The following is a 19,139-nucleotide window of genomic DNA, read 5'->3' on the forward strand; positions in this document are numbered from 1 at the left end:
CTATAACACACAAATTACTCTAGATGTATCTAAGTAACTATGCTGATAAAGTGTAAAGATGTCACCGTATCTGGGAGCAAATTTTAAAGTAATTGTAAAAAACTTGGTGCCACTTTGGCAGGTTTTTAGCTAAAAGATGGGATATTAGTAGATTGTACAAATCTTTATTGTTATTCACACATTAGTGCAGCTTGGCGGAAATAACTATCCAGTTCAAAAAGGCGAAAAAATCGGTGAAACAAGCTGTATTTATTCTGCCTCTTGCCTTCTTGCACTAGTTCCTATCTACTAAAAACTGTTAATACCAAGCAAATTCGACACAGATAAGTTTAAGTAATTTAATGAAGTAGGAAATAATACATGGTATTATCACTGTCTTCTCATAACGTTATCCAGTATCTGCAAGACGCGGGTCTGTGTAGCTCAGAAGATGGCCCATCAGACAAATCTGAGTTGCCAGGAAATACTAAGGACAATTTCAATTTACTAGTGACTTTAGCAGATAATCGCCAACTGCTCATTAAACAAGAACGTAAGGTTAACAATCATGACGCAGCGCCTCATGAATTGTTTCAGGAGTGGCTGTTTCATCAGTTGCTCCAACAGTTTCCAGTTCTAGGTAATACTTCAGCAATCGCACCATTGGTCGTGCATTTTGACGAAGAAAATTCCATTCTTGTCTGCAACTACTTGAATGAATATGTAGAACTTGCGACATTATATCACAACAATGAGATTTGTCCACAAGAAATTGCGACTGCCATTGGCAGTACTTTGGCAGGACTCCATCGCGCCACGTACAACCGCCGAGAATATAAGGATTTTATGGCAACTGCTCCTCAAGGAGAGTTTCGCTATGGCTTTTACAATCCGGCGCAAGGGGTAGGGTCAATTGGGCCGGAGATTTTTGGGACGGTTCCCACGGATGCACTGAAATTTTATCTACTATACCAGCAATCGGAGAGTTTAGAATCTGCGATCGCCGATTTGGCTTATGATTGGAATCCTTGTTGCTTGACTCACAACGACTTGAAATTGAACAAAATTTTGGTTCATTCCAGGTGGGAGCAACTAGACAATTGCCTAATACGACTAACTGACTGGGAAGCTTGTTCTTGGGGAGACCCAGCTTTTGATTTAGGAACTTTGCTAGCAAGCTATTTAGGAATTTGGCTCAATAGTCTCGTCGTAGACCCCACCATTGAGTTAGAAGAATCTTTACATTTGGCATTAACACCCTTAGAGATTTTACAACCTTCACTTATTGCTCTAGTTAGGGCTTATGTGAATGCTTTCCCGATGATTTTAGAATACCGCAGTGACTTTATTTTGCGCGTTATGCAATTTGCTGGGCTGGCACTAATTCATCAAATTCAGGATATGGTTACTTGCCGAAAATACTTTCATAATACTGAGATTTGTATACTCCAAGTAGCTAAAAGTTTACTCATGATGCCGGAGCAAGCTGTACTGACTATTTTCGGGATATCAGAGTCAGAAATCCTGAATCCTGTCGCCAAAATCCACAAGTTTACTCAGCCTGTAAGGGAGCAGCAGTTACTTCGCATTTATTACGAAAAAACTCAGCTTCGTGGTTGCTAGTAGTAGGGGGAAGAACAATTGGAACAAAAACAGAGAATTCTAACTCCTGACTCCTGACTCCTGACTCCTGACTCCTGACTCCTGAATTCTATTTTGTTAAAGTTTGAGTTCTGAATGGATTAATGCTAAATTACTCTATCAATCAATCGCTAACTCCTCTATTTGATATTGCTAAAAATATCCAGATTGAGTCCAATTTTTGTATTTACCATCCCAACTATCAGCCCTTTGCACTACCAACTAAAATAGCCGAGAGATTTCAGCACAATTCCCAAGATTTACAACAGAAGTATCTCACTTTACTGCTACGAAATTTTCTCTATGGAATCTATTATAATGGCTCTCTGCAAAGTACTTTAGCGGTAAATACTGATAGTACTAATCACTCGCCAAAACATAATTTAGCAGATAATTCCATTTCGGAGATTGATTGGGACTTTTACGAGCAGCTACACGCCAGTAATCACGGCATAGGTTACTTTGACCCTCGATGGGAGGTCTTGCGAAAAGAACCTGATGGAACTATGGCGGTGACTAAAGGCGGTTTAACACTTTATGTTGAGCCAGAGTGCCATTTAAAATCCAGCAAAAAATCTACCAAACTCGGTGATATGGTAGCAATCTGGATGCCCAAAAATAGACTGCAAAATGGCTGTTACTTAGCAGTTAGTAATGTCGGACAGGAAAAGCAGAGTAACCCAGATGCTGATTTAGGAGCAGGGCGAATCTACTTTAACTTTACGCCATCTGGTGCGATCGCTCTCATGGAAAGCTTGACACTGCAATTGAACGCAGCCTCGATTCCCTTTAATTTCCAGGTTCTCCACAACCCTTGTGCATACGGACGCTATGATTCGGGGCTACTGTACTTTGAACTCCTCGACTATCCAGCAATCCGCACAATCCTTCAGGCTGTTTATATAGAAAATCAATCCCATTTCCATCCCGAAATTCCCTTATTTACCAAATTTTTAGCACCAGGGTTAGGTTTAGCCGAAGAACCAACCCAAAAATTTGCGGCACAAGAAAGTTTTGGGATGAACCGTTGCCAAATCGTTGCTAATGCTTTGTTAGAAGCTTGGCAAAAAGGTAAGAATGCGATGGAGGAACGGATAGGAGTTATTGACCAACACTTTACGCGACATCTAATAGATTTGCAGCGTCCTTATCTCAATCCCAGTTCTGAGGATATATATAAGCCTTTAAATTGATTGGGCATGGGGCATGGGGCATGGGACATGGGGCAGGGAGATAAGGGAGTATAGAAAGAAGAAGTTGCAGCAAGTTTTTTCCCAATGCCCAATGCCCAATGCCCAATGCCCAATTTAAAATTTATAATTTAAAATTCCACAATCACCGGTACATGGTCGCTGGGTTGGGTTAATTTTCTGGGTGCGGTATCGATAATGCAACTTTTAGCACGCTCATACAAAATAGGTGTGAGATAGTGATAGTCAATTCGCCAACCTAAGTTGCGACGGAAGGCAGCAGAGCGATAATCCCACCAGCTATAATTTCCGCCTTCTGTGGTGAATTTGCGAAAAGCATCGGCAAATCCCAGTTTCAGAATATCCCGTAAAGCTTGGCGCTCTGCTTCTGTTGCCATAATGTGATTTTCTGTACTCACTTGCTCGTGAATATCTTTGTCTTCTAAGGCGATGTTGAAGTCGCCGCACACACAAATTGCCCGTTGTGACAGCACGAGCAATCGCAAATACTCGTGTAGCGCTGTCAACCAGCGTAATTTATAGTCGTATTTCTCAGTTCCTACCGCAGCACCATTGGGAACATATAAGTTCACAATCCGAACACCATCAATTACACCTGTAATTACACGCTTTTGCTCGTCCCACTCGTGGTGTAAATCTGGTAAAATCGCCCTAAACCCGCTACTGACATCTACGAGTGGCTGGCGGCTAATCAGGGCTACGCCGTTATAAGATTTTTGTCCTGATATATAAAGGTTATAGCCTAACTGCTCAAAAGACGATCGCGGAAATTCAGCATCCACAACTTTGGTTTCTTGCAAGCAGAGAACATCAACAGGATTCAGGCTTAACCAATCGATAACCTGTTCAAGGCGAGTGCGAATTGAGTTGACGTTCCAAGTAGCGATTTTCATTAGTTAATTATCAGATTTTCTATAAATTACTAATTACAAATTATGTAATTATTATACAATTACTTAATATTTATAATTTCTGTTCCATTTGTCAATTACGTTTAAACAAAGCTTAAATGACTTGATCCTATTGATGATTTTAGTATTTGCAGCTACAAAATATTCAATTTTGTAAGTTCTGCTACAAAATATTCTACATCATTATGATCCCCAAGACAGATGCAAGAATTAATAGATTAGCGATAGCTTACAAGTGTAGCTGATAGTTAGCTTTCGCCGATAGTCTGTTAGATTTGTCGGGAGAAAATTTGCCTTACTGTTAAACTTTATTGCGCTTTTAGTAGCCTGTTAGGTTAATTTAAATGTCAAAACAGTAAGTACAAATGCTCTTTACTCATAAAATAATCATGTAGCTCAATTATATTGAGGACAACTCCATAGACTTTCTCACAAAAGTTGTGCAGAAATGGCAGCAATGATTCCACCAGCTTGGGAACTCAATCGTCAAATCTGTTGAAAATATCTGGAGAACAAGTTTAGCGATCGCCAAATTGTCAACGGATATGAAGCTATTTACAGACAAATTATTAAAGACCGCATAAAATCGAATGGTCGCATTTATGCAGCTAATATCGAGTTTTAATCAACTGTTTTTTTTACTTAGCTTAAAACAATAATTTTTTTAAGGAGGACATTGGTATGACTACGAGAGCCAACACTTGCCCATGCTGCGGTGGTTCCCTCCTGCGTCATGCTCGTCATGGTGGACTATATTGGTTTTGCCTGTCGTGCCGACTAGAAGTACCGCTATTAACTGCTATTCGCCTGCCGAATGTGGATACCTGGAACGCCGGAGTGCTTCCCCAGGCTGCGGTGAATACCTAGTTTTTCGACATAATTTGAAGAAGAATTCAGAAGTCAGAATGGGCTAAACGCCCCGCTACCGCTAACAGGAGTCAGAATCAAGACGCGACGCTCGAATACTCGCTAACGCAACTCTTAGAGACGCTAAAAGCGAACGCTATCAGTCGGGGATTCCGACCGCGCAGGAATTGAAGACCACCAAATCGTAGATTTGGTGGTCTTCAACCCGGTTATTCAGACGCGACGCTCGAATACTCGCTAACGCTACGCTATCCGCCACTCGCACAGAAAACATTGCTGAATTCTGACTCCTGACTCCTGAATTCTGTTTGATAAAAATCAATACTGATTTAATTTAGACCTATCAATTAGCTCCAACTGATAAAATCGGATGGAGCTAATTGATAGGTTTAAAGTTTTGTTAGCAGCGTTACTTTATGGACAAGAAGATTTACGCCTAGAAGATGTTCCTGACCCCACTCCGGCAGCTGGTGAAGTTGTGATCCAGGTGGGGGCAGCAACAACTTGTGGTACAGATTTGAAAGTCTGGCGGCGTGGTGGTCATGCCAGGATGCTAATACCGCCAACGCTGTTTGGTCACGAAGCTGCTGGACGAATTGTTGCTTTAGGTGCAGGGGTGACAAATTGGCAAGTGGGCGATCGCGTTGTCGCTAATAATTCTGCTCCCTGTATGAAGTGCTTTTTTTGTCAACGACAAGAATATTCCTTATGTCCAAATTTGACCTGGAATAATGGGACTTTTGCGGAATACTTAAAAATTCCCGCAGCGATAGTACAGCATAATTTGTTGCAGATTCCCGATGAGTTGCCGTGGGAATTGGCAGCCATGACGGAACCTCTAGCTTGTGTGTTGCATGGTGTAGCGCGTTCTAATATTAAGCCCAAAGATCAAGTAGTTGTCTTAGGAGATGGGGCGATTGGGCTGATGTTTGTGGCGGCGTTGAGTGAGAAAGCTGAGGTTTTGCTGTGGGGAGGTAATAACCACAGGCTAGAAATTGGTCAAAAATTGGGTGCAACCCAGACCTTTAATTATCATCAAATCTCAGACATTCCTAGTGTGGTGAAAGAACTTACCCAAGGATGGGGCGCAGACGTGGTAATTGAAGCTACTGGTGTACCAAGCGTTTGGGAAACTGCGATCGCCTGTGCCCGTCCTGGTGCAACAGTTAACTTATTCGGTGGATGTCCACGGGATACCAGCATTACCGTCAACACAGAACAGCTACACTATAGCGAACTAACTATAAAAGGCGTGTTTCATAATACACCAGAGTATGTGCGATCGGCACTTGCACTTATCGCAAGTCGCAAAAATCCCTTTGAGTTGCTTATTAGTAAACAGCGGTCATTAAAGGATTTAGAAGAGGTGTTTTCTCAGATGAAGGCGCGACAGGTAATCAAGGTGGCGATGATTCCTTAGTATTTTGGCAATTAATTCACAGCACACACTACAATGACTATATAAGTAAATGGGCGTAAATAAATATAATATGTTCTGTCATTGCGAGTAAAACGAAGCAATCGCAAAGTCTCTGGGATTGCTTCGTTTCACTCGCAATGACATCTTATATTTAATTATGCCTACCTACTTAGCACCACAGGCTTAGGCTAAAGTAGTATAACTGTTTAAGTTAATTGAAAATAGCGAGAATTGTCCGCTAAGGTACATTTATTAATTTATATATTGGCATAAAATTATCATTCATGTAAGAATTCAAGAGTCAAAATAATTCAAGAATTAGGATAATGTTTGATGAATGAATATACCAATCATTCTCAATTACTTATAAATTCTAAATTTTGACTTCTAGGTGCTAAATTCTTACTTATATATTCTGATCGCACTAGGTCACAATTACAAATGAATCGGGTTGTTCGCCGTTATATTTTTTACTTACTGTGTTTGGGATTAGTAATTGCTTTCACAGTTTTTTCACCCTCTTCATTGCCAGTCTATTCTCAAAAAATAAGACCTTTAACTACAGAAATTCGCGGCGTTTGGATCACTAATGTTGCTAGTGGTGTACTATTTGTTCCTTGGGGAATTAACCGTGCTATAAATCAATTATCCGCTCTCAACTTTAATACAATTTATCCTGTAGTCTGGAACCGAGGGCATACTTTTTATAAAAGTACTATAGCTAAAATGACTACAGGTTCGGATACTCAACCTTTGCTCAACTTCATGCACGGTGGACAGGATGTTTTAGCAAAGATAGTTACACTTGCCAAAAATAAAGATTTGCGAGTCATTCCCTGGTTTGAATATGGGTTCATGACACCGCATTATTCACAATTAGCAAGGCGTTATCCTGATTGGTTGACAATTGGACAAGAAGGTATAAACTCTATTCAAGACGCTCCACCGGAAGAAATCGACAATGTTTTGGTGAATAAACAAGCTTGGTTGAATCCCTTACATCCACAAGTGCAAGAGTTCATGCAAGGGCTAATTTTAGAAGTAGTCAGAGATTACGATGTGGATGGTATTCAGCTTGACGACCATTTTGGGATGCCTGTACAGTTCGGCTACGATCGCTTCACTATAGAACTCTACCAGCAAGAACATCAAGGCAAAAGCCCCCCTACCGACCCTTTTAACCCAGAATGGATGCGTTGGCGGGCAGACAAAATTACTGATTTCATGGCAGAAATCTATCAAGCTGTCAAGGCAGTTAAACCTAAAGTTAAAATATCTTTGTCTCCTAACTATCAAGCTTTTGCCTACAAATACTATTTGCAAGATTGGGAAGATTGGGTAAAAAAAGGTTTAGTTAGTGAGTTGATTTTGCAAGTATATCGAAATGATCAAAACTCTTTTATCGCTCAACTCGAACAACCACCTGTAAAATTGGCTCAAAGTCTTATCCCTGTGGGTATTGGTATATCTACGGGAACGGTAGGTAATCCGGTGAAAATCGCCCAAGTTAGAGAACAGGTTAAAGCAGTGCGCGATCGCAATTTTGATGGCATCTCTTTTTTCTATTGGGAGAGTCTATGGGGTTACATCGTACCAGAATCACCGCAACAGCGACGCAAAGGTTTTTTTGAAATGTTTAATGCTAAAACTGTCAGAATATTACAACCAAAGAAACTTTGATGTCATTCGCGCCTGAAAACCTTAGATTTGGCTTTACATTGCTGTGGACTTTAGCGACTTTTGGCGGATTTTTATTAAGTTTACTCTTAATTGAAGTCGGCGAAAAGCCAGATATTGGAGTGGTAGAGGCGGCTATTGGCGCATTTGCGATCGCACTTCCTCAAGGTTGCCTTCTCAAACAACCTATATTTTGTATCAGGTGGATTTGGTCAAGTCTTTTGGGTTGGAGTATAATCACTGCGATCGGTATTGGTGCCGTGGGTTGGATTGTACCTAGCACTCAGATTCTTCCCCTGAGAATCTTGTCAGGGGCGGTTTATGGTGGTCTTGGCGGCTTGGGGATTGGATTAGCACAATGGTTAGCAATTCCCCAGCCTGTAGCGTGGCGATGGATATTTGTCTCTGCGGTAAGTTGGGCTATTGCTGTCCCCGTAGGTTCTGCTGTGGGGATGATTTTACACAGCATAACGCAGCTATTTTTAGGCGAAGTCATGGGATTAGCCGTCACTTGGCTACTGGTTGGCATCCTCACAGGAATCAATGCTGACAAATTGTGATGCGCCTACGCAAGTTTCTACTCTCCATATTAAGAATTATAAATTTAATTGATGTATACTGATGTTTATACTTAGATATATGCAAAAATGCTGAAAAACTATTAAAAAAAAGTTTCAGAAAATTTGCCTTCACCTGCAAATGTATTTTCGCCTTCAAAAAGCAGGATTTGTTAAGCTGACTCCTATTAGCTTTCCTAGATTTCTGACAAGAAGTAGAGAAAGATCCAAATTTTGATGAGCAACAGCTGACAATACTTTGCCATAGGCGCTAAACATCTACTACAAGCGTAACTACAAGAGAGCGCCTAGAAGAGTTAGTAATACAAGAGTGGGACTCTCGCATGAATAAAAATCCAGTGGAATCAACTATGGAGTTGACAAAATTATCACCACCGCAAATTCTCTTTGGCACAGAAGTAGATGAAAAAAGTAGTAGCGAACAGTTTCTACTAAGTATGTACGATTCTGTGCAGGCATCAATATTTGTAGTTGATGTTCTAAAAGAAGGAGATTTCCGATATGTGGCACTTAATCCCACTCATGAACGGTGGATAGGCATTCGCTCAGATGATCTTCGGGGCAAAAAACCAGAAGATATTCTCTCCGCCATCGACGCTGCTAAGGTGCGTCAACACTATGCTGACTGTGTAAGCTTTGGCACAACTATCTCTTATGAACAATGTTTGCAATTCCAGGGAATTCCCACTTGGTGGAGTACGACTCTCACGCCACTAAAGGATGCTAACTCCAAGATTTATCGATTGATTGGTACTAGTAGTAATATCACTGCTGTTAAGCAAGCAGAACAACAGAGCAAATTCCAGGCTGAACGCGAGCAACTGCTAGAAGCGATCGCTGGACGAATTCACCAATCTGTAGAATTAGAGACAATTGTACATCAGACAGCAATTGAACTGCGGCAGTTTTTGAATTGCGATCGCGTCTTCATTTATCGCTTTGAGGCTGATGGCAATGGAGTAATCATTGCCGAATCAAATATACCTGCAAGCGATCCCGTTTTGGGAAAAAACATCACCGATCCCGGCTTGAGTGGCAAACATCCAGAACACTACGGACAAAGTTGTATTCAAGTTATTGAAGATATTGATGCTCTCGACTTACATCCTTGCCATATAAATTTTCTGGCATCTTTGCAGACAAGAGCCAATCTAGTCGTGCCGATTTTCAAAGAGCAAGATATGTGGGGGCTATTAATTGCCCAGCATTACCACCAAGGGCGTCAATGGCAGCAAACGGAAACGGACTTGCTTAAACAGTTGGCAACTCAAATCGGCATTGCTATCCAACACGCAGAACTTCATCAGCAGCTTGAGGATCTCAAAGCCAAGATGGAGTTACAGAAACAGAAGCATATTAATCAGTTGCAGCAGGTGCGAAACTTTGAAGCCTTGGTGCGACGCATGACAGAACAAATCCGCGACAGCCTGGATGAAACTCAGGTTTTGCAGACTGTTACCCAAGAATTAGCACAGTTGCTAAAGCTTGACCGTTGCCAAATCGAACTCTACAGCAATTGCCAAACTCTGGTTACTATTACCTACGAGTGCAGCATTAACCTACCTCAATGTCAAGGTTTAACTAGACAGATTGCCAACCGTCCCGAAATTTATCAGCCGTTATTACAAAAACAACCATTGCAATTTTTGGAAATTGTGCCGGGATGGCAGCCAAAGTTGCTAGTTATGTCCCAGATGGCTTGTCCAATTTTCGATACTCAAGGGATTTTGGGAAATATTTGGTTGACAAGACCATCACAAGAAGGCTTTGATGAGTTTGAAATCGAGTTAGTGCAGCAGGTAGCAAATGAATGTGCGATCGCCATTCGTCAAGCCCAGCTTTACAAACAAAACCAGGCACAGGTAAAAGAATTAGAAAAATGCGATCGGCTCAAAAACCAATTTCTCAGAAACCTGTCCCAAGAACTGCGGACACCAATAACAAGTATCAGCCTTGCAGTGCAAACACTCGAAAGTGTCCTTACGCCAGCAGAAACATCAGAGATAGAAATAGTTCCGCAACTCTTGCAGATTCTCCATAACGAGTGTGGGCGAGAAAGTAAGTTAATTAACGACCTCCTCACACTCACATATCTTGAAGCCGAACCCGCTGCCCCAACATTGATTGCCATTGACCTTCAAAGCTGGCTTCATCCCATTATCGAGTCTTTTCGAGACCTCACCAACTGCCAACGACAGCAGTTAAATCTAACAGTTGATCATGGGCTGCCGCCTTTGGAAACAGATATTACTGATTTAGAGCGGATTGTCACCGAACTGCTTAACCATGCCTGCAAGTACACCCCAGCAGGCGAATCTATCACAGTCTCTGCTCACCTGACAGGGGATGCAGTAGAGCTTAATATTACCAATTCTGGAATAGAGCTTACCCGCGATGAACTGTCACGGATTTTTGAGCCTTTCTATCATCTTTCCAAGCATGATCCTTGGAAACATAGTGGCACTGGACTGGAATTAGCATTAGTGCAGAAAATGGTCAGACATTTAGGCGGCTCAATCTATGTACAGAGTGCAGCAGGTCAAACCACCTTCACCGTCAAATTCTCCTTTTAATTCGTTTTTGGGTGCAGCACTAGCTAAATTCTCAAAAGTTGTGCTATGATTGTGATTCGTGTGGGTGACTAGCTCAACGGTAGAGCAGTAGACTCTTAATCTATTGGTTGCGGGTTCGATTCCCTCGTCACCCACTTTTTAAGTATTTTCATTTGTTGATTAATAAGTAATTATAAAGGTGCATTAGTAACATAATGCACCTTTATAATTAATTTCTGTGCGTTATGCGATCGCCAAGGGACTTACAGTTAAACCAATTCGCAATTCGCAATTCGCAATTCGCAATTCGCAATTACGTTTTGTGACGGGGATTTAGACCCCGACACAAAACGCGCTGCCTATAGAGGCAGGGGACTTAAACCCCCAAAGTTCGTTAAAAAAAGATCCCATCCCTGCGGGAGGCTCCGCGATCGCGTAAGCGTTCCGCAGGGTACGTAGGGGCGCAAGACCTTGCGCTCCTACAAATCATTTGGAATCATTTATTTTTTGTTAGTCCATAACAACAAGCTGACCCCAAGATCGACTTCCAGGATTAGTGAATTGGTGTTCTAAGGGCTAATCGCAGCTAATTCAGATTTTTGTGAAACCTGCAATTCCTCAAATTGAACTACTTGATCAGCACAGGCTTTACCAGCTTCAAAACAGGCTTCAAGAGATGCCCCTTTGATGTAATCACCTGTTAGATAAAGCCCTGGGAGTTGGGAAAGCTGAGTTTTTAGATTGGTGGTAAATTGCGGGTAATTGCTAGTATATGCACATAACCCAACTGGATGATATTTAGCAACATATCGGATACGATCAGATCCGCTAATGGGAATGTATTTATTTAGAGCTTCTTCTGCTAAACGAATCAGTTCTTCAGAAGTAGCCCCATCCTTCATATAGCGGCGACCTGTACGACCACTAAAGGTGTAGCGAATAACGTTGCGCTCATTAATACCGTAAGCTCCGGCATTGCTAATAGGATATGTGTCATTAAATACTAAAGCTCTTACTTTCTTTGAAAAAATGTCGCGGGCATACTCTGCTACAACTACAGTTACAGGATAGTAGTTAACCGAGTCTAAAGTTTCAGCTAGCTCAGAGCTTTGAGGTGCAACTATTTTAGAAGATATCGATGCAGGAGTTGCCAATATAACACCCGCATATTCTAATTCTTGCACACCAGATAAATCCCGTAATCGTAGACCGACAACACGTCCATTGCGAACCATCAACGACTCTACGCGACTATTCAATCGTACAGGCCCAGTTTTAGCAAACTGTTCCAATACAGGTTGCATTCCTTGAGTCAACTGATCGTAAGTATCAAGAACCATGCGGAGATTACTCCCCAGATTTCCAACATAAGCTTCTTCTGGTTCTGCTCCATTCATCCGAACGGTCATAGGTCGGATAACAACCTGACAGAAATTGGGGCTGAAATATTCACTCAGAGGTTTATCTCCTAGACGTTGACAAAAGTCAGTGAAGTAAGGGCCACCCAAAAGACCATTTTGAAGGTTTCGCATGACGGCTCCACAAACATTCCAGAACCGCCAGATATCTTTAGGAGTCCCTTGGCTCAAAAATTCTAGGGTTGCTTTCACACGGCGACTGTTATCTAAAGTTAGTAATTTATTGTTACGAACTTGAGAAGAGTTAAGCCCAAAAAACTCATAGGGATTGTTCCCCATTGCAGTTGTAAACTCTCGAAAAAGATTGTATGTTCTACCAATATTTTTTCCTCCTAACTGTACTGGTCTGTCTCCTAATAAAAATGGGCGAATGCGTCCACCAATGGCATCATCTTGCTCAATTAATTCAACATTGAAGCCACGTTGCCGTAGATAGTAAGCCGTAGCAATACCACTAGCACCACTACCAATAACTGCGTATGTGTTTAAATTCATCATTCACCTCTAATTATGTTTATGAGATAGTGTCATTCAGTTCTCTAAGCCATCTTGCGGCGATTTGCAACTTTAACTTGATAATCTTGACAACTTCCAATTAAAAAATCACGAGATTATCAAGTATGCTACAAAGTCTAAACGCCATATTTGAAGAATATTAATCTTCTAAGACAGTAATGGTTACTTTGCGATAAGCTTGATCTCGAAATGGTAAAACTTCCAAGTAACGTGGATCTGTTAACCATCCTCGTATATGCTCAACTGAGGGGAACTTTAATATTCGGATAGATTCTTCCTCAAAAGAACCGAGCAATCGCTCCTTAGTGTGCATACGTAAAACTACTTCTGCTCCATATTCATCACGAATTGCTACAGCCCGTTTTTTGTAATTCTCAGCAGCTTCTGATGCATGAGGATTAGGTGTTAATGTTACCAGCACATGAACCATTAATCTTTTACCTTGATTAGCTATTGATTATTTTTAGCTAGAAATGTCTTAAATATCGCTCATATCTACAATGGATTAATTAGACTAGTTGCGATTCTAAAACTTCTTGTAACTCAATCGATGTCTTCTGCAAAGATTTAACGTCTTCAACACTAAAAACTAGAGCAGACGGAACAATCTTTTTAATTAACTTAGACAAAATTTGCCCTGGGCCGACCTCAACAAAAATTTCAATTCCTTGTTGTTGGATATAACGTATCGAAGCCTCCCAATGAACAGCAGAAGTTATTTGTTGCTCTGATAACTGCCTCCATTCATAACCCTTGACTACTGGTTCTGCTGTAACATTTGAGATTACAGGTATAGTTGCATTATTGAATTGAAACTTACGAACTATATGAGCCAACTGTTGTGCAGCTTCTTGCATTAAAGGAGAATGAAAAGCCCCTGAGACAGCTAAAGGAATAGCTTTTAGATTATTTTCAAAGGCATAAAAAAGAGCTTCTTCTATAGAAGCATTATCACCGGATATAACAATTTGTTCTGGTGAGTTCAAGTTAGCAGGAACTAACACACCATTTGGTTGTACATTTTCTCTACATAGTTCTTCTGCTTGTTTTAATGTAACTCCTTTTAGAGCCAACATACCACCCTCCTGCGTTTTTGACATTAAGGCTCCTCTAACTTCAATCAAGCGTATAGCATCTGCAAAAGAGAGTACGCCAGCAGCAACCAATGCAGCATATTCTCCAGCACTATGTCCACAGATAAATTTTGGTTTTATAGGAAAATGTTCTTGAAAAACACTGTACAGAGCTATGTTTGTTGTTAATAAACAAGGTTGTGCAATGGAAGTTTCCATTAAATTTTCTTCCAAGCCGAAAAATGAGAGATTCCGAATATTTAAATTTGTAATTTGTTCGGCAGTCTCAAAAACTTTGTCTGCTGAGATAAACTTTTTAGAAATTTCTAATCCCATTCCTACATATTGAGAACCTTGTCCGGGAAAAACTAACGCGTAATTATTTGAAGTTAATCGTTCCATAGCTTAAAGAAACCTCCATTGATATCAAGATATTTGAACCTAAAGGGTTTGACGTAACTTTTAAAGATATAAAAATCTTTTTCTAGCTATTATTTAATGCTGATTCCAATAATTGGTAAGCATTTTGTACTGTTTTAATTCTTCCGGCTTGAGTTGTAGATATCTTCACACCAAATTTTTGCCGTATGAGCATCACAATTTTGACAATATCCACGGAAGATATTCCTACATCATCTACCCAATAAGCATCAGGAAGAAGCTTATTTTGGTCTATGTTAAGCCTTTGGGCAACAGCATTACAAAATTCATCAAATGAAACGAGTTTAGAGTCCTTTTCATTGATTGCAACCATATTTTTCTCCTTCTCTATTTTGAGAGTTTATTAAATCTATTAGTAGTTTTCAATCAGTATTTGAGTAAACAATAGAGCTAATTTAGTTAATAAACCATTCAATTGTTAGCTCAAAAAGTTCTTGTTGATGGAATGGAAAAGAATGATGAGCTCCTTCTATTATCTGTAATTTCGGTGGTTTATTAGAAGTCATTTGTGCTTGCTCTACTAATTGCTTTACCTCTTGTAATGGAACTGTTGCATCTTCAGTTCCATGAATAATTAACAAGGGCTGATTAGCTTGCTCAACCTCTTTTAACATATCAAGCTCAAAAGATTGCTTGAGAATTTCAGGGCCACAGGTCATAAGTTCTCCGTGGTAAAGAAATTCTGATTCATCACCCTCTTCTAAAAGAGAAAATGAATCTTCCCCAATCAATCGCATAACAGTGCCTGACAAATCAGTAAATGGTGCCCATGCAACGGTCTTATATATCTCTGAATTTCTCGCACTTTCTCGGATAACAGTTACTGCACCTAAGCAATGTCCTACTAATCCAATTGCGTTTTGATCAACACCATCTATCTTCTTAACTAAATTAATTGCAGCTTCCAAATCTTCTAATTCTCTATCTAAAGTCAGGTCTACTAAATCACCATCACTATCACCTGAACCTGCAAAATCAAATCTAAATACTGATAAATTATGTTTCACTGCATAGCGAGAAAATTCCACAAAGCGCCGACTTCCACCAATCTTAGTACCTGCAAATCCATGACATACAATTAAACACGGTCTGGGTTTATTTCCTTGCCCGTGATGCACAACACCAACAAGGTTTTGCTCACGCTTATTTTGAAAAACAAATGCTTCCATGTGTGACATATTTTTTCTGCTATAAATTTCAATTTTTCAGACATATTGCAATTGCGATCGCCATTGCATAATCTTTGTCATGGCTAATACTTACATCCAAATTATGAGCTGCAATCTTTTGCCAAAAAGGAAGAGCAGTTTCATATAAAAAAACAATTGGTTTTCCAGAACTATTGTGTAATATTTCTATGTCAACCAGTTCAATTTGACTAATTCCACCTTCTAAAACCTTTATAATTGCTTCTTTACAAGCAAATTTTCCTGCTAATCGTTGAAGTTGATGATTCTCATTTGAAAGAGTTAAAACATCCTCCCATTCTTGTTCTGTCAACCAAACTCCTATCGGTGCATCCGCTAAGTCTTTTATATCTTTGATAGAGATAAAATCTATTCCAGTTTTTACTTGAATTGGTGACTGGGCAGAAGACGCACAAATTTTGTCTTCTATAAACATTTGATTTTTATGATGTGTAAACTACCCTCTAGCAAACAAACGATTTGTCCCAGCGAATTAAACTTGCTCCACAAGTCAGCCCTGCGCCAAACCCAACCATCATCACATAATCGCCTGTGACAATTTTCCCTTCTTGAACAGCATCAAACAAAGCAAGTGGAATTGAAGCAGCAGAGGTATTTCCATATTTATGAAGGTTGCACATGAAACGTTCAAATGAAATTCCCAAATATACAGCAACTTCTTCAATAATGTGAATGTTAGCCTGATGAGGAATAATCAGCTCAATATCTTCAACAGAAATATTTGCTTTATTGCAGGTATCGATGATGGTATCGCATACCATCGGTACTACAACCTGAAATAGTTCTCCTCCATTCATTTTTAGAAAATGCTGCCTATTTTCAACAGTTTGAATTGAAGTTGGAAGCGTAGTACCCCCAGCAGGCATATACAACAGATGTTTACCTGAACCATCAGCACGCAACACAGAAGCTAAAAAACCATTTTCTTCTTGCCCTGACTCAAGCAAAACCGCTCCTGCACCGTCTCCAAACAACACACATGTAGAACGGTCTTGCCAATCTATACATCTGGAAAGAACTTCTGCCCCTATAACCAAGGCATTACGAACTGTACCAGTTTTGATAAACTGTGCTGCTGTTTCTAGACCATAAACAAATCCTGAACAGGCCGCAGATATATCAAAAGCAAAGGCATTCCAAGCTCCTATATTATTCTGCACTTGACAAGCAACTGATGGAAATGGTGTATCAGGCATCATAGTTGCGACTAGAATCATTTCTACTTCTAATGATTCGATACCGCGTTTATCCAACACCTGTTTTGCAGCAGCTGTTGCTAAAGTAGATGTGCTTTCTTCAGGAGAAGCTATTCGCCGTTCAACTATCCCAGTTCTAGTACGAATCCACTCATCAGACGTATCCACGATTTTAGCTATCTCATGGTTTGTCATGATCTGAGTAGGTAGGTAAACTCCTAAAGCAGATAACTTTACAGGTATCAAATTGACCTCCCACTTGACAATCGAATATTAGGTTTACCATCCACTAGAGTTAGTAGAAGACAGCTCTTACCACTAGTTTCAGAGTCCCAACAGTAAATTGGAATGCCAGAGTGCTGTGAAAAGTCTGCTGTTACTTTTTGTAATTCGTCAAAGTTAACACTTTTAACTTTAACTAGCTTGGTTCTTAAAACAGCTTCTGCAAGGATGAATACCGAACCAATCTCACTTAAATCTCTATTTTTAAGTGAAATGTTACTGCCAGATTTTAATTCATCCACTTCTCTATCAGAAATTTCTAAGCCAAGAATGTTAACTGCTTTCTTAATATCGCAAGTCTCTAAATTTAGCTTTGATTCCGGCATAAAGCTATTCATGAGTTCTGTGATTTACTACAAAGTTGTTAGAGCTTTTTTAAGAATTTATACAAATTCAAAAACTAATCATCTACTTGTATAAATTCTGTTATTTACTACTACCAATTCATCAGAGCTTATTTCGGAAATTATGCAATTTAAAAAATAAATTTCTAATAGTTGCTGATCTGAAAGTTTGACAAAAGGTGTGAAACACTTGAAATAAGAGCATGTGATAGTTTTAATGTAAAAGAAGGGCGTTGCTAAATCAAGCCCATCATAAAGATCACTTCCAACTAGATATCTTGAAATGTTGCGGCGTTGATGTAGCGTCAGACTTTACGCTCAAGATTTGTTCTTAGCGCTAGTAGTCTGTCAAATTCATTTTGACGGTTAGAAAGACGCGATTTATCGCCGTCTCTACAGAAAATTTATTCGTCAATTACTTCTTGAAAGACTACTAGTTTCCATGCGATCGCTACAAAAACGCCGTTACATTAAGCCAAAATACCACAGTGAATATTGCTGAGACACCCTTTTTTTATTTTATTAAAGTCTCAGCTTTTTTGCACCTTTTTCAATCTGTTCAAATCAGGTTAAACAAAAGAGAATTGGCTAGTATTATTGAGATTGAAATTTGTAGCCACTTGTCCTTCAATTAAACCTATAAGTTCAGGAAGAATGTTTGAACTGCCACTAAAGTATATAGATGTCCCACTTGGAAGGCTGCCAAAAGATTGAACCAATAAATAATCTGATGCCGAACCTTTGAGTTCGATAGTATCCAAACCAGACTGAAAGTCTTTGATAAGCGCGAAATCTTGATCTCCAATGGATGATGGATTGCCATTATCGTAGTAAACAGCATTCTTATCGCCTAGAACGAAAGTATCTCTTCCTTGACCGCCTGTAAGAACGTCAATCTCACCCTTTCCAAGGCCAAAACTAGCAACAACGGGATTAACCCCAATTAGTCTGTCTGCTCCCGCACCACCATTTAAGGTGTCACTTCCACCATCACCTTCGAGGGTATCATTGCCATCAGCACCAGCCAAAATGTCATTACCAGTACCACCAGCCAGCAGATCGTTGCCTTTACCACCATCGAGATTATCATCTCCGGCATCACCATTTAAAAAGTCTACGCCATCATTTCCAAAGAGTATATCGTTACCTACATCGCCAAAAAGGCGATCGTCTCCTCTACCCCCAACTATCGTATCGTTGCCAATTCCACCATTAAGCCTATCGTTACCACCTTCACCAGTAAAAAAGTCATCCCCAGCACCAGCAAAAACAACGTCGTCACCATCGCCAGCATCAATTAGGTCAACACCATCACCACCATAGATGATGTCATTGTCAGATTCGGCAAACACTACGTTCACTTCACCTTCAAGATAAATAATGTCGTTGCCAGAACCACCATTTATAGTATCGTTACCAGAGCCAGATTTGATAATATCGTTGCCAGGCCCACCTCCTAGAAGATCGTTTCCTGCACCACCATCTATAAAATCATTACCTTCTTGCCCATCAACCAGATCATTACCATCACCGGCATCAATAGAGTCGTCCCCTTCTCGAGAAGGAATAATGTCATTCCCACTACCTGCAATAATCAAGTCGTTTCCAGATCCAGTCGAGATAATGTCATCACCGCCAAGGGCAATAACGGTGATATCATCCTCTGAGGTTATGAGTATGATAGAGTCGTTTTCTTGAGTTCCGGTAACAAATTGGCTTGCCATTTCTGCTTTTTACCTCTTGTAAATTGTTGTTGCAAAGGATTAGGATTCACGCATTAACAGTAGAGTCAATACGTACATATCCAGGAATTGGTATTACTGGA

General features: G+C 40.1%; 17 protein-coding genes and 1 tRNA gene. 8 read left to right on the plus strand and 10 right to left on the minus strand.

The window, feature by feature from the left end; genetic code table 11:
* The first annotated feature begins 360 nt into the window (after positions 1-360).
* Together ANSO36C_RS14250 and ANSO36C_RS14255 are read left to right on the plus strand one after the other, a co-directional pair.
* Positions 361-1,602 carry an aminoglycoside phosphotransferase family protein gene (locus ANSO36C_RS14250; RefSeq protein WP_251960054.1) on the plus strand — a complete coding sequence of 414 codons (1,242 nt, stop codon included), beginning with the start codon at positions 361-363 and terminating at the stop codon, positions 1,600-1,602.
* A 122-nt stretch (positions 1,603-1,724) separates the two neighbouring features.
* Complete coding sequence (locus ANSO36C_RS14255; protein ID WP_251960055.1) at positions 1,725-2,813, plus strand: T3SS effector HopA1 family protein; 1,089 nt, start codon at positions 1,725-1,727, stop codon at positions 2,811-2,813.
* A 128-nt stretch (positions 2,814-2,941) separates the two neighbouring features.
* On the opposite strand, the gene xth is transcribed toward ANSO36C_RS14255, so the two are convergent.
* On the minus strand, positions 2,942-3,724 hold the full coding sequence (gene xth, locus ANSO36C_RS14260) for an exodeoxyribonuclease III (protein ID WP_251960056.1): 783 nt from the start codon (positions 3,722-3,724) through the stop codon (positions 2,942-2,944).
* A gap of 699 nt (positions 3,725-4,423) precedes the next feature.
* On the opposite strand from xth, the gene ANSO36C_RS14265 reads away from it, so the two are divergent.
* The 6 genes from ANSO36C_RS14265 to ANSO36C_RS14290 all read left to right on the plus strand — a co-directional run bounded on the left by ANSO36C_RS14265 (position 4,424) and on the right by ANSO36C_RS14290 (position 10,991).
* Entirely contained in the window at positions 4,424-4,609 is a 186-nt protein-coding gene (locus ANSO36C_RS14265; protein ID WP_251960057.1) for a hypothetical protein, read from the plus strand.
* 397 nt (positions 4,610-5,006) lie between these two features.
* Positions 5,007-6,029 carry a zinc-dependent alcohol dehydrogenase gene (locus ANSO36C_RS14270; protein ID WP_251960334.1) on the plus strand — a complete coding sequence of 341 codons (1,023 nt, stop codon included), beginning with the start codon at positions 5,007-5,009 and terminating at the stop codon, positions 6,027-6,029.
* Positions 6,030-6,470: 441 nt separating this feature from the next.
* Positions 6,471-7,709 (plus strand): glycoside hydrolase family 10 protein, encoded by a 1,239-nt coding sequence (locus tag ANSO36C_RS14275; RefSeq protein WP_251960058.1) that lies wholly within the window; start codon positions 6,471-6,473, stop codon positions 7,707-7,709.
* Positions 7,709-8,266 carry a hypothetical protein gene (locus tag ANSO36C_RS14280; RefSeq protein WP_251960059.1) on the plus strand — a complete coding sequence of 186 codons (558 nt, stop codon included), beginning with the start codon at positions 7,709-7,711 and terminating at the stop codon, positions 8,264-8,266. The genes ANSO36C_RS14275 and ANSO36C_RS14280 overlap by 1 nt, the downstream gene beginning before the upstream one ends.
* A 341-nt stretch (positions 8,267-8,607) precedes the next feature.
* Positions 8,608-10,857, plus strand: coding sequence for a GAF domain-containing protein (locus tag ANSO36C_RS14285; RefSeq protein WP_251960060.1), 2,250 nt, complete (start codon positions 8,608-8,610; stop codon positions 10,855-10,857).
* Positions 10,858-10,919: 62 nt separating this feature from the next.
* Positions 10,920-10,991 (plus strand) — tRNA-Lys (locus tag ANSO36C_RS14290).
* A 414-nt stretch (positions 10,992-11,405) separates the two neighbouring features.
* On the opposite strand, the gene ANSO36C_RS14295 is transcribed toward ANSO36C_RS14290, so the two are convergent.
* The 9 genes from ANSO36C_RS14295 to ANSO36C_RS14335 form a co-directional block, all read right to left on the minus strand.
* Complete coding sequence (locus tag ANSO36C_RS14295) at positions 11,406-12,749, minus strand: protoporphyrinogen/coproporphyrinogen oxidase (RefSeq protein WP_251960061.1); 1,344 nt, start codon at positions 12,747-12,749, stop codon at positions 11,406-11,408.
* 160 nt (positions 12,750-12,909) lie between these two features.
* The gene (locus tag ANSO36C_RS14300; RefSeq protein ID WP_251960062.1) at positions 12,910-13,200 is read right to left on the minus strand and encodes a DUF1330 domain-containing protein; all 291 of its coding nucleotides are present in this window, start codon (positions 13,198-13,200) and stop codon (positions 12,910-12,912) included.
* 79 nt (positions 13,201-13,279) lie between these two features.
* Positions 13,280-14,245, minus strand: coding sequence for an ACP S-malonyltransferase (fabD, locus tag ANSO36C_RS14305; RefSeq protein ID WP_251960063.1), 966 nt, complete (start codon positions 14,243-14,245; stop codon positions 13,280-13,282).
* Positions 14,246-14,327: 82 nt separating this feature from the next.
* Positions 14,328-14,597 (minus strand): acyl carrier protein, encoded by a 270-nt coding sequence (locus tag ANSO36C_RS14310; RefSeq protein ID WP_251960064.1) that lies wholly within the window; start codon positions 14,595-14,597, stop codon positions 14,328-14,330.
* A gap of 82 nt (positions 14,598-14,679) precedes the next feature.
* Positions 14,680-15,453: an alpha/beta hydrolase gene (locus ANSO36C_RS14315; protein WP_251960065.1), complete on the minus strand. Its 774-nt coding sequence runs from the start codon at positions 15,451-15,453 to the stop codon at positions 14,680-14,682.
* Between the two features lie 28 nt (positions 15,454-15,481).
* A complete protein-coding gene (locus tag ANSO36C_RS14320) occupies positions 15,482-15,907 on the minus strand; it encodes a holo-ACP synthase (RefSeq protein WP_251960066.1) in 426 nt (141 codons plus the stop codon).
* A gap of 28 nt (positions 15,908-15,935) precedes the next feature.
* Positions 15,936-16,883, minus strand: a complete 948-nt coding sequence (locus ANSO36C_RS14325; protein WP_251960067.1) for a beta-ketoacyl-ACP synthase III — start codon at positions 16,881-16,883, stop codon at positions 15,936-15,938.
* A gap of 47 nt (positions 16,884-16,930) precedes the next feature.
* Positions 16,931-17,308: a hypothetical protein gene (locus tag ANSO36C_RS14330; protein WP_251960068.1), complete on the minus strand. Its 378-nt coding sequence runs from the start codon at positions 17,306-17,308 to the stop codon at positions 16,931-16,933.
* A gap of 575 nt (positions 17,309-17,883) precedes the next feature.
* Positions 17,884-19,038, minus strand: coding sequence for a calcium-binding protein (locus tag ANSO36C_RS14335; RefSeq protein WP_251960069.1), 1,155 nt, complete (start codon positions 19,036-19,038; stop codon positions 17,884-17,886).
* Between the last annotated feature and the right edge of the window lie 101 nt (positions 19,039-19,139).

Source organism: Nostoc cf. commune SO-36, assembly GCF_023734775.1.
GTDB classification, from domain to species: domain Bacteria; phylum Cyanobacteriota; class Cyanobacteriia; order Cyanobacteriales; family Nostocaceae; genus Nostoc; species Nostoc commune_A.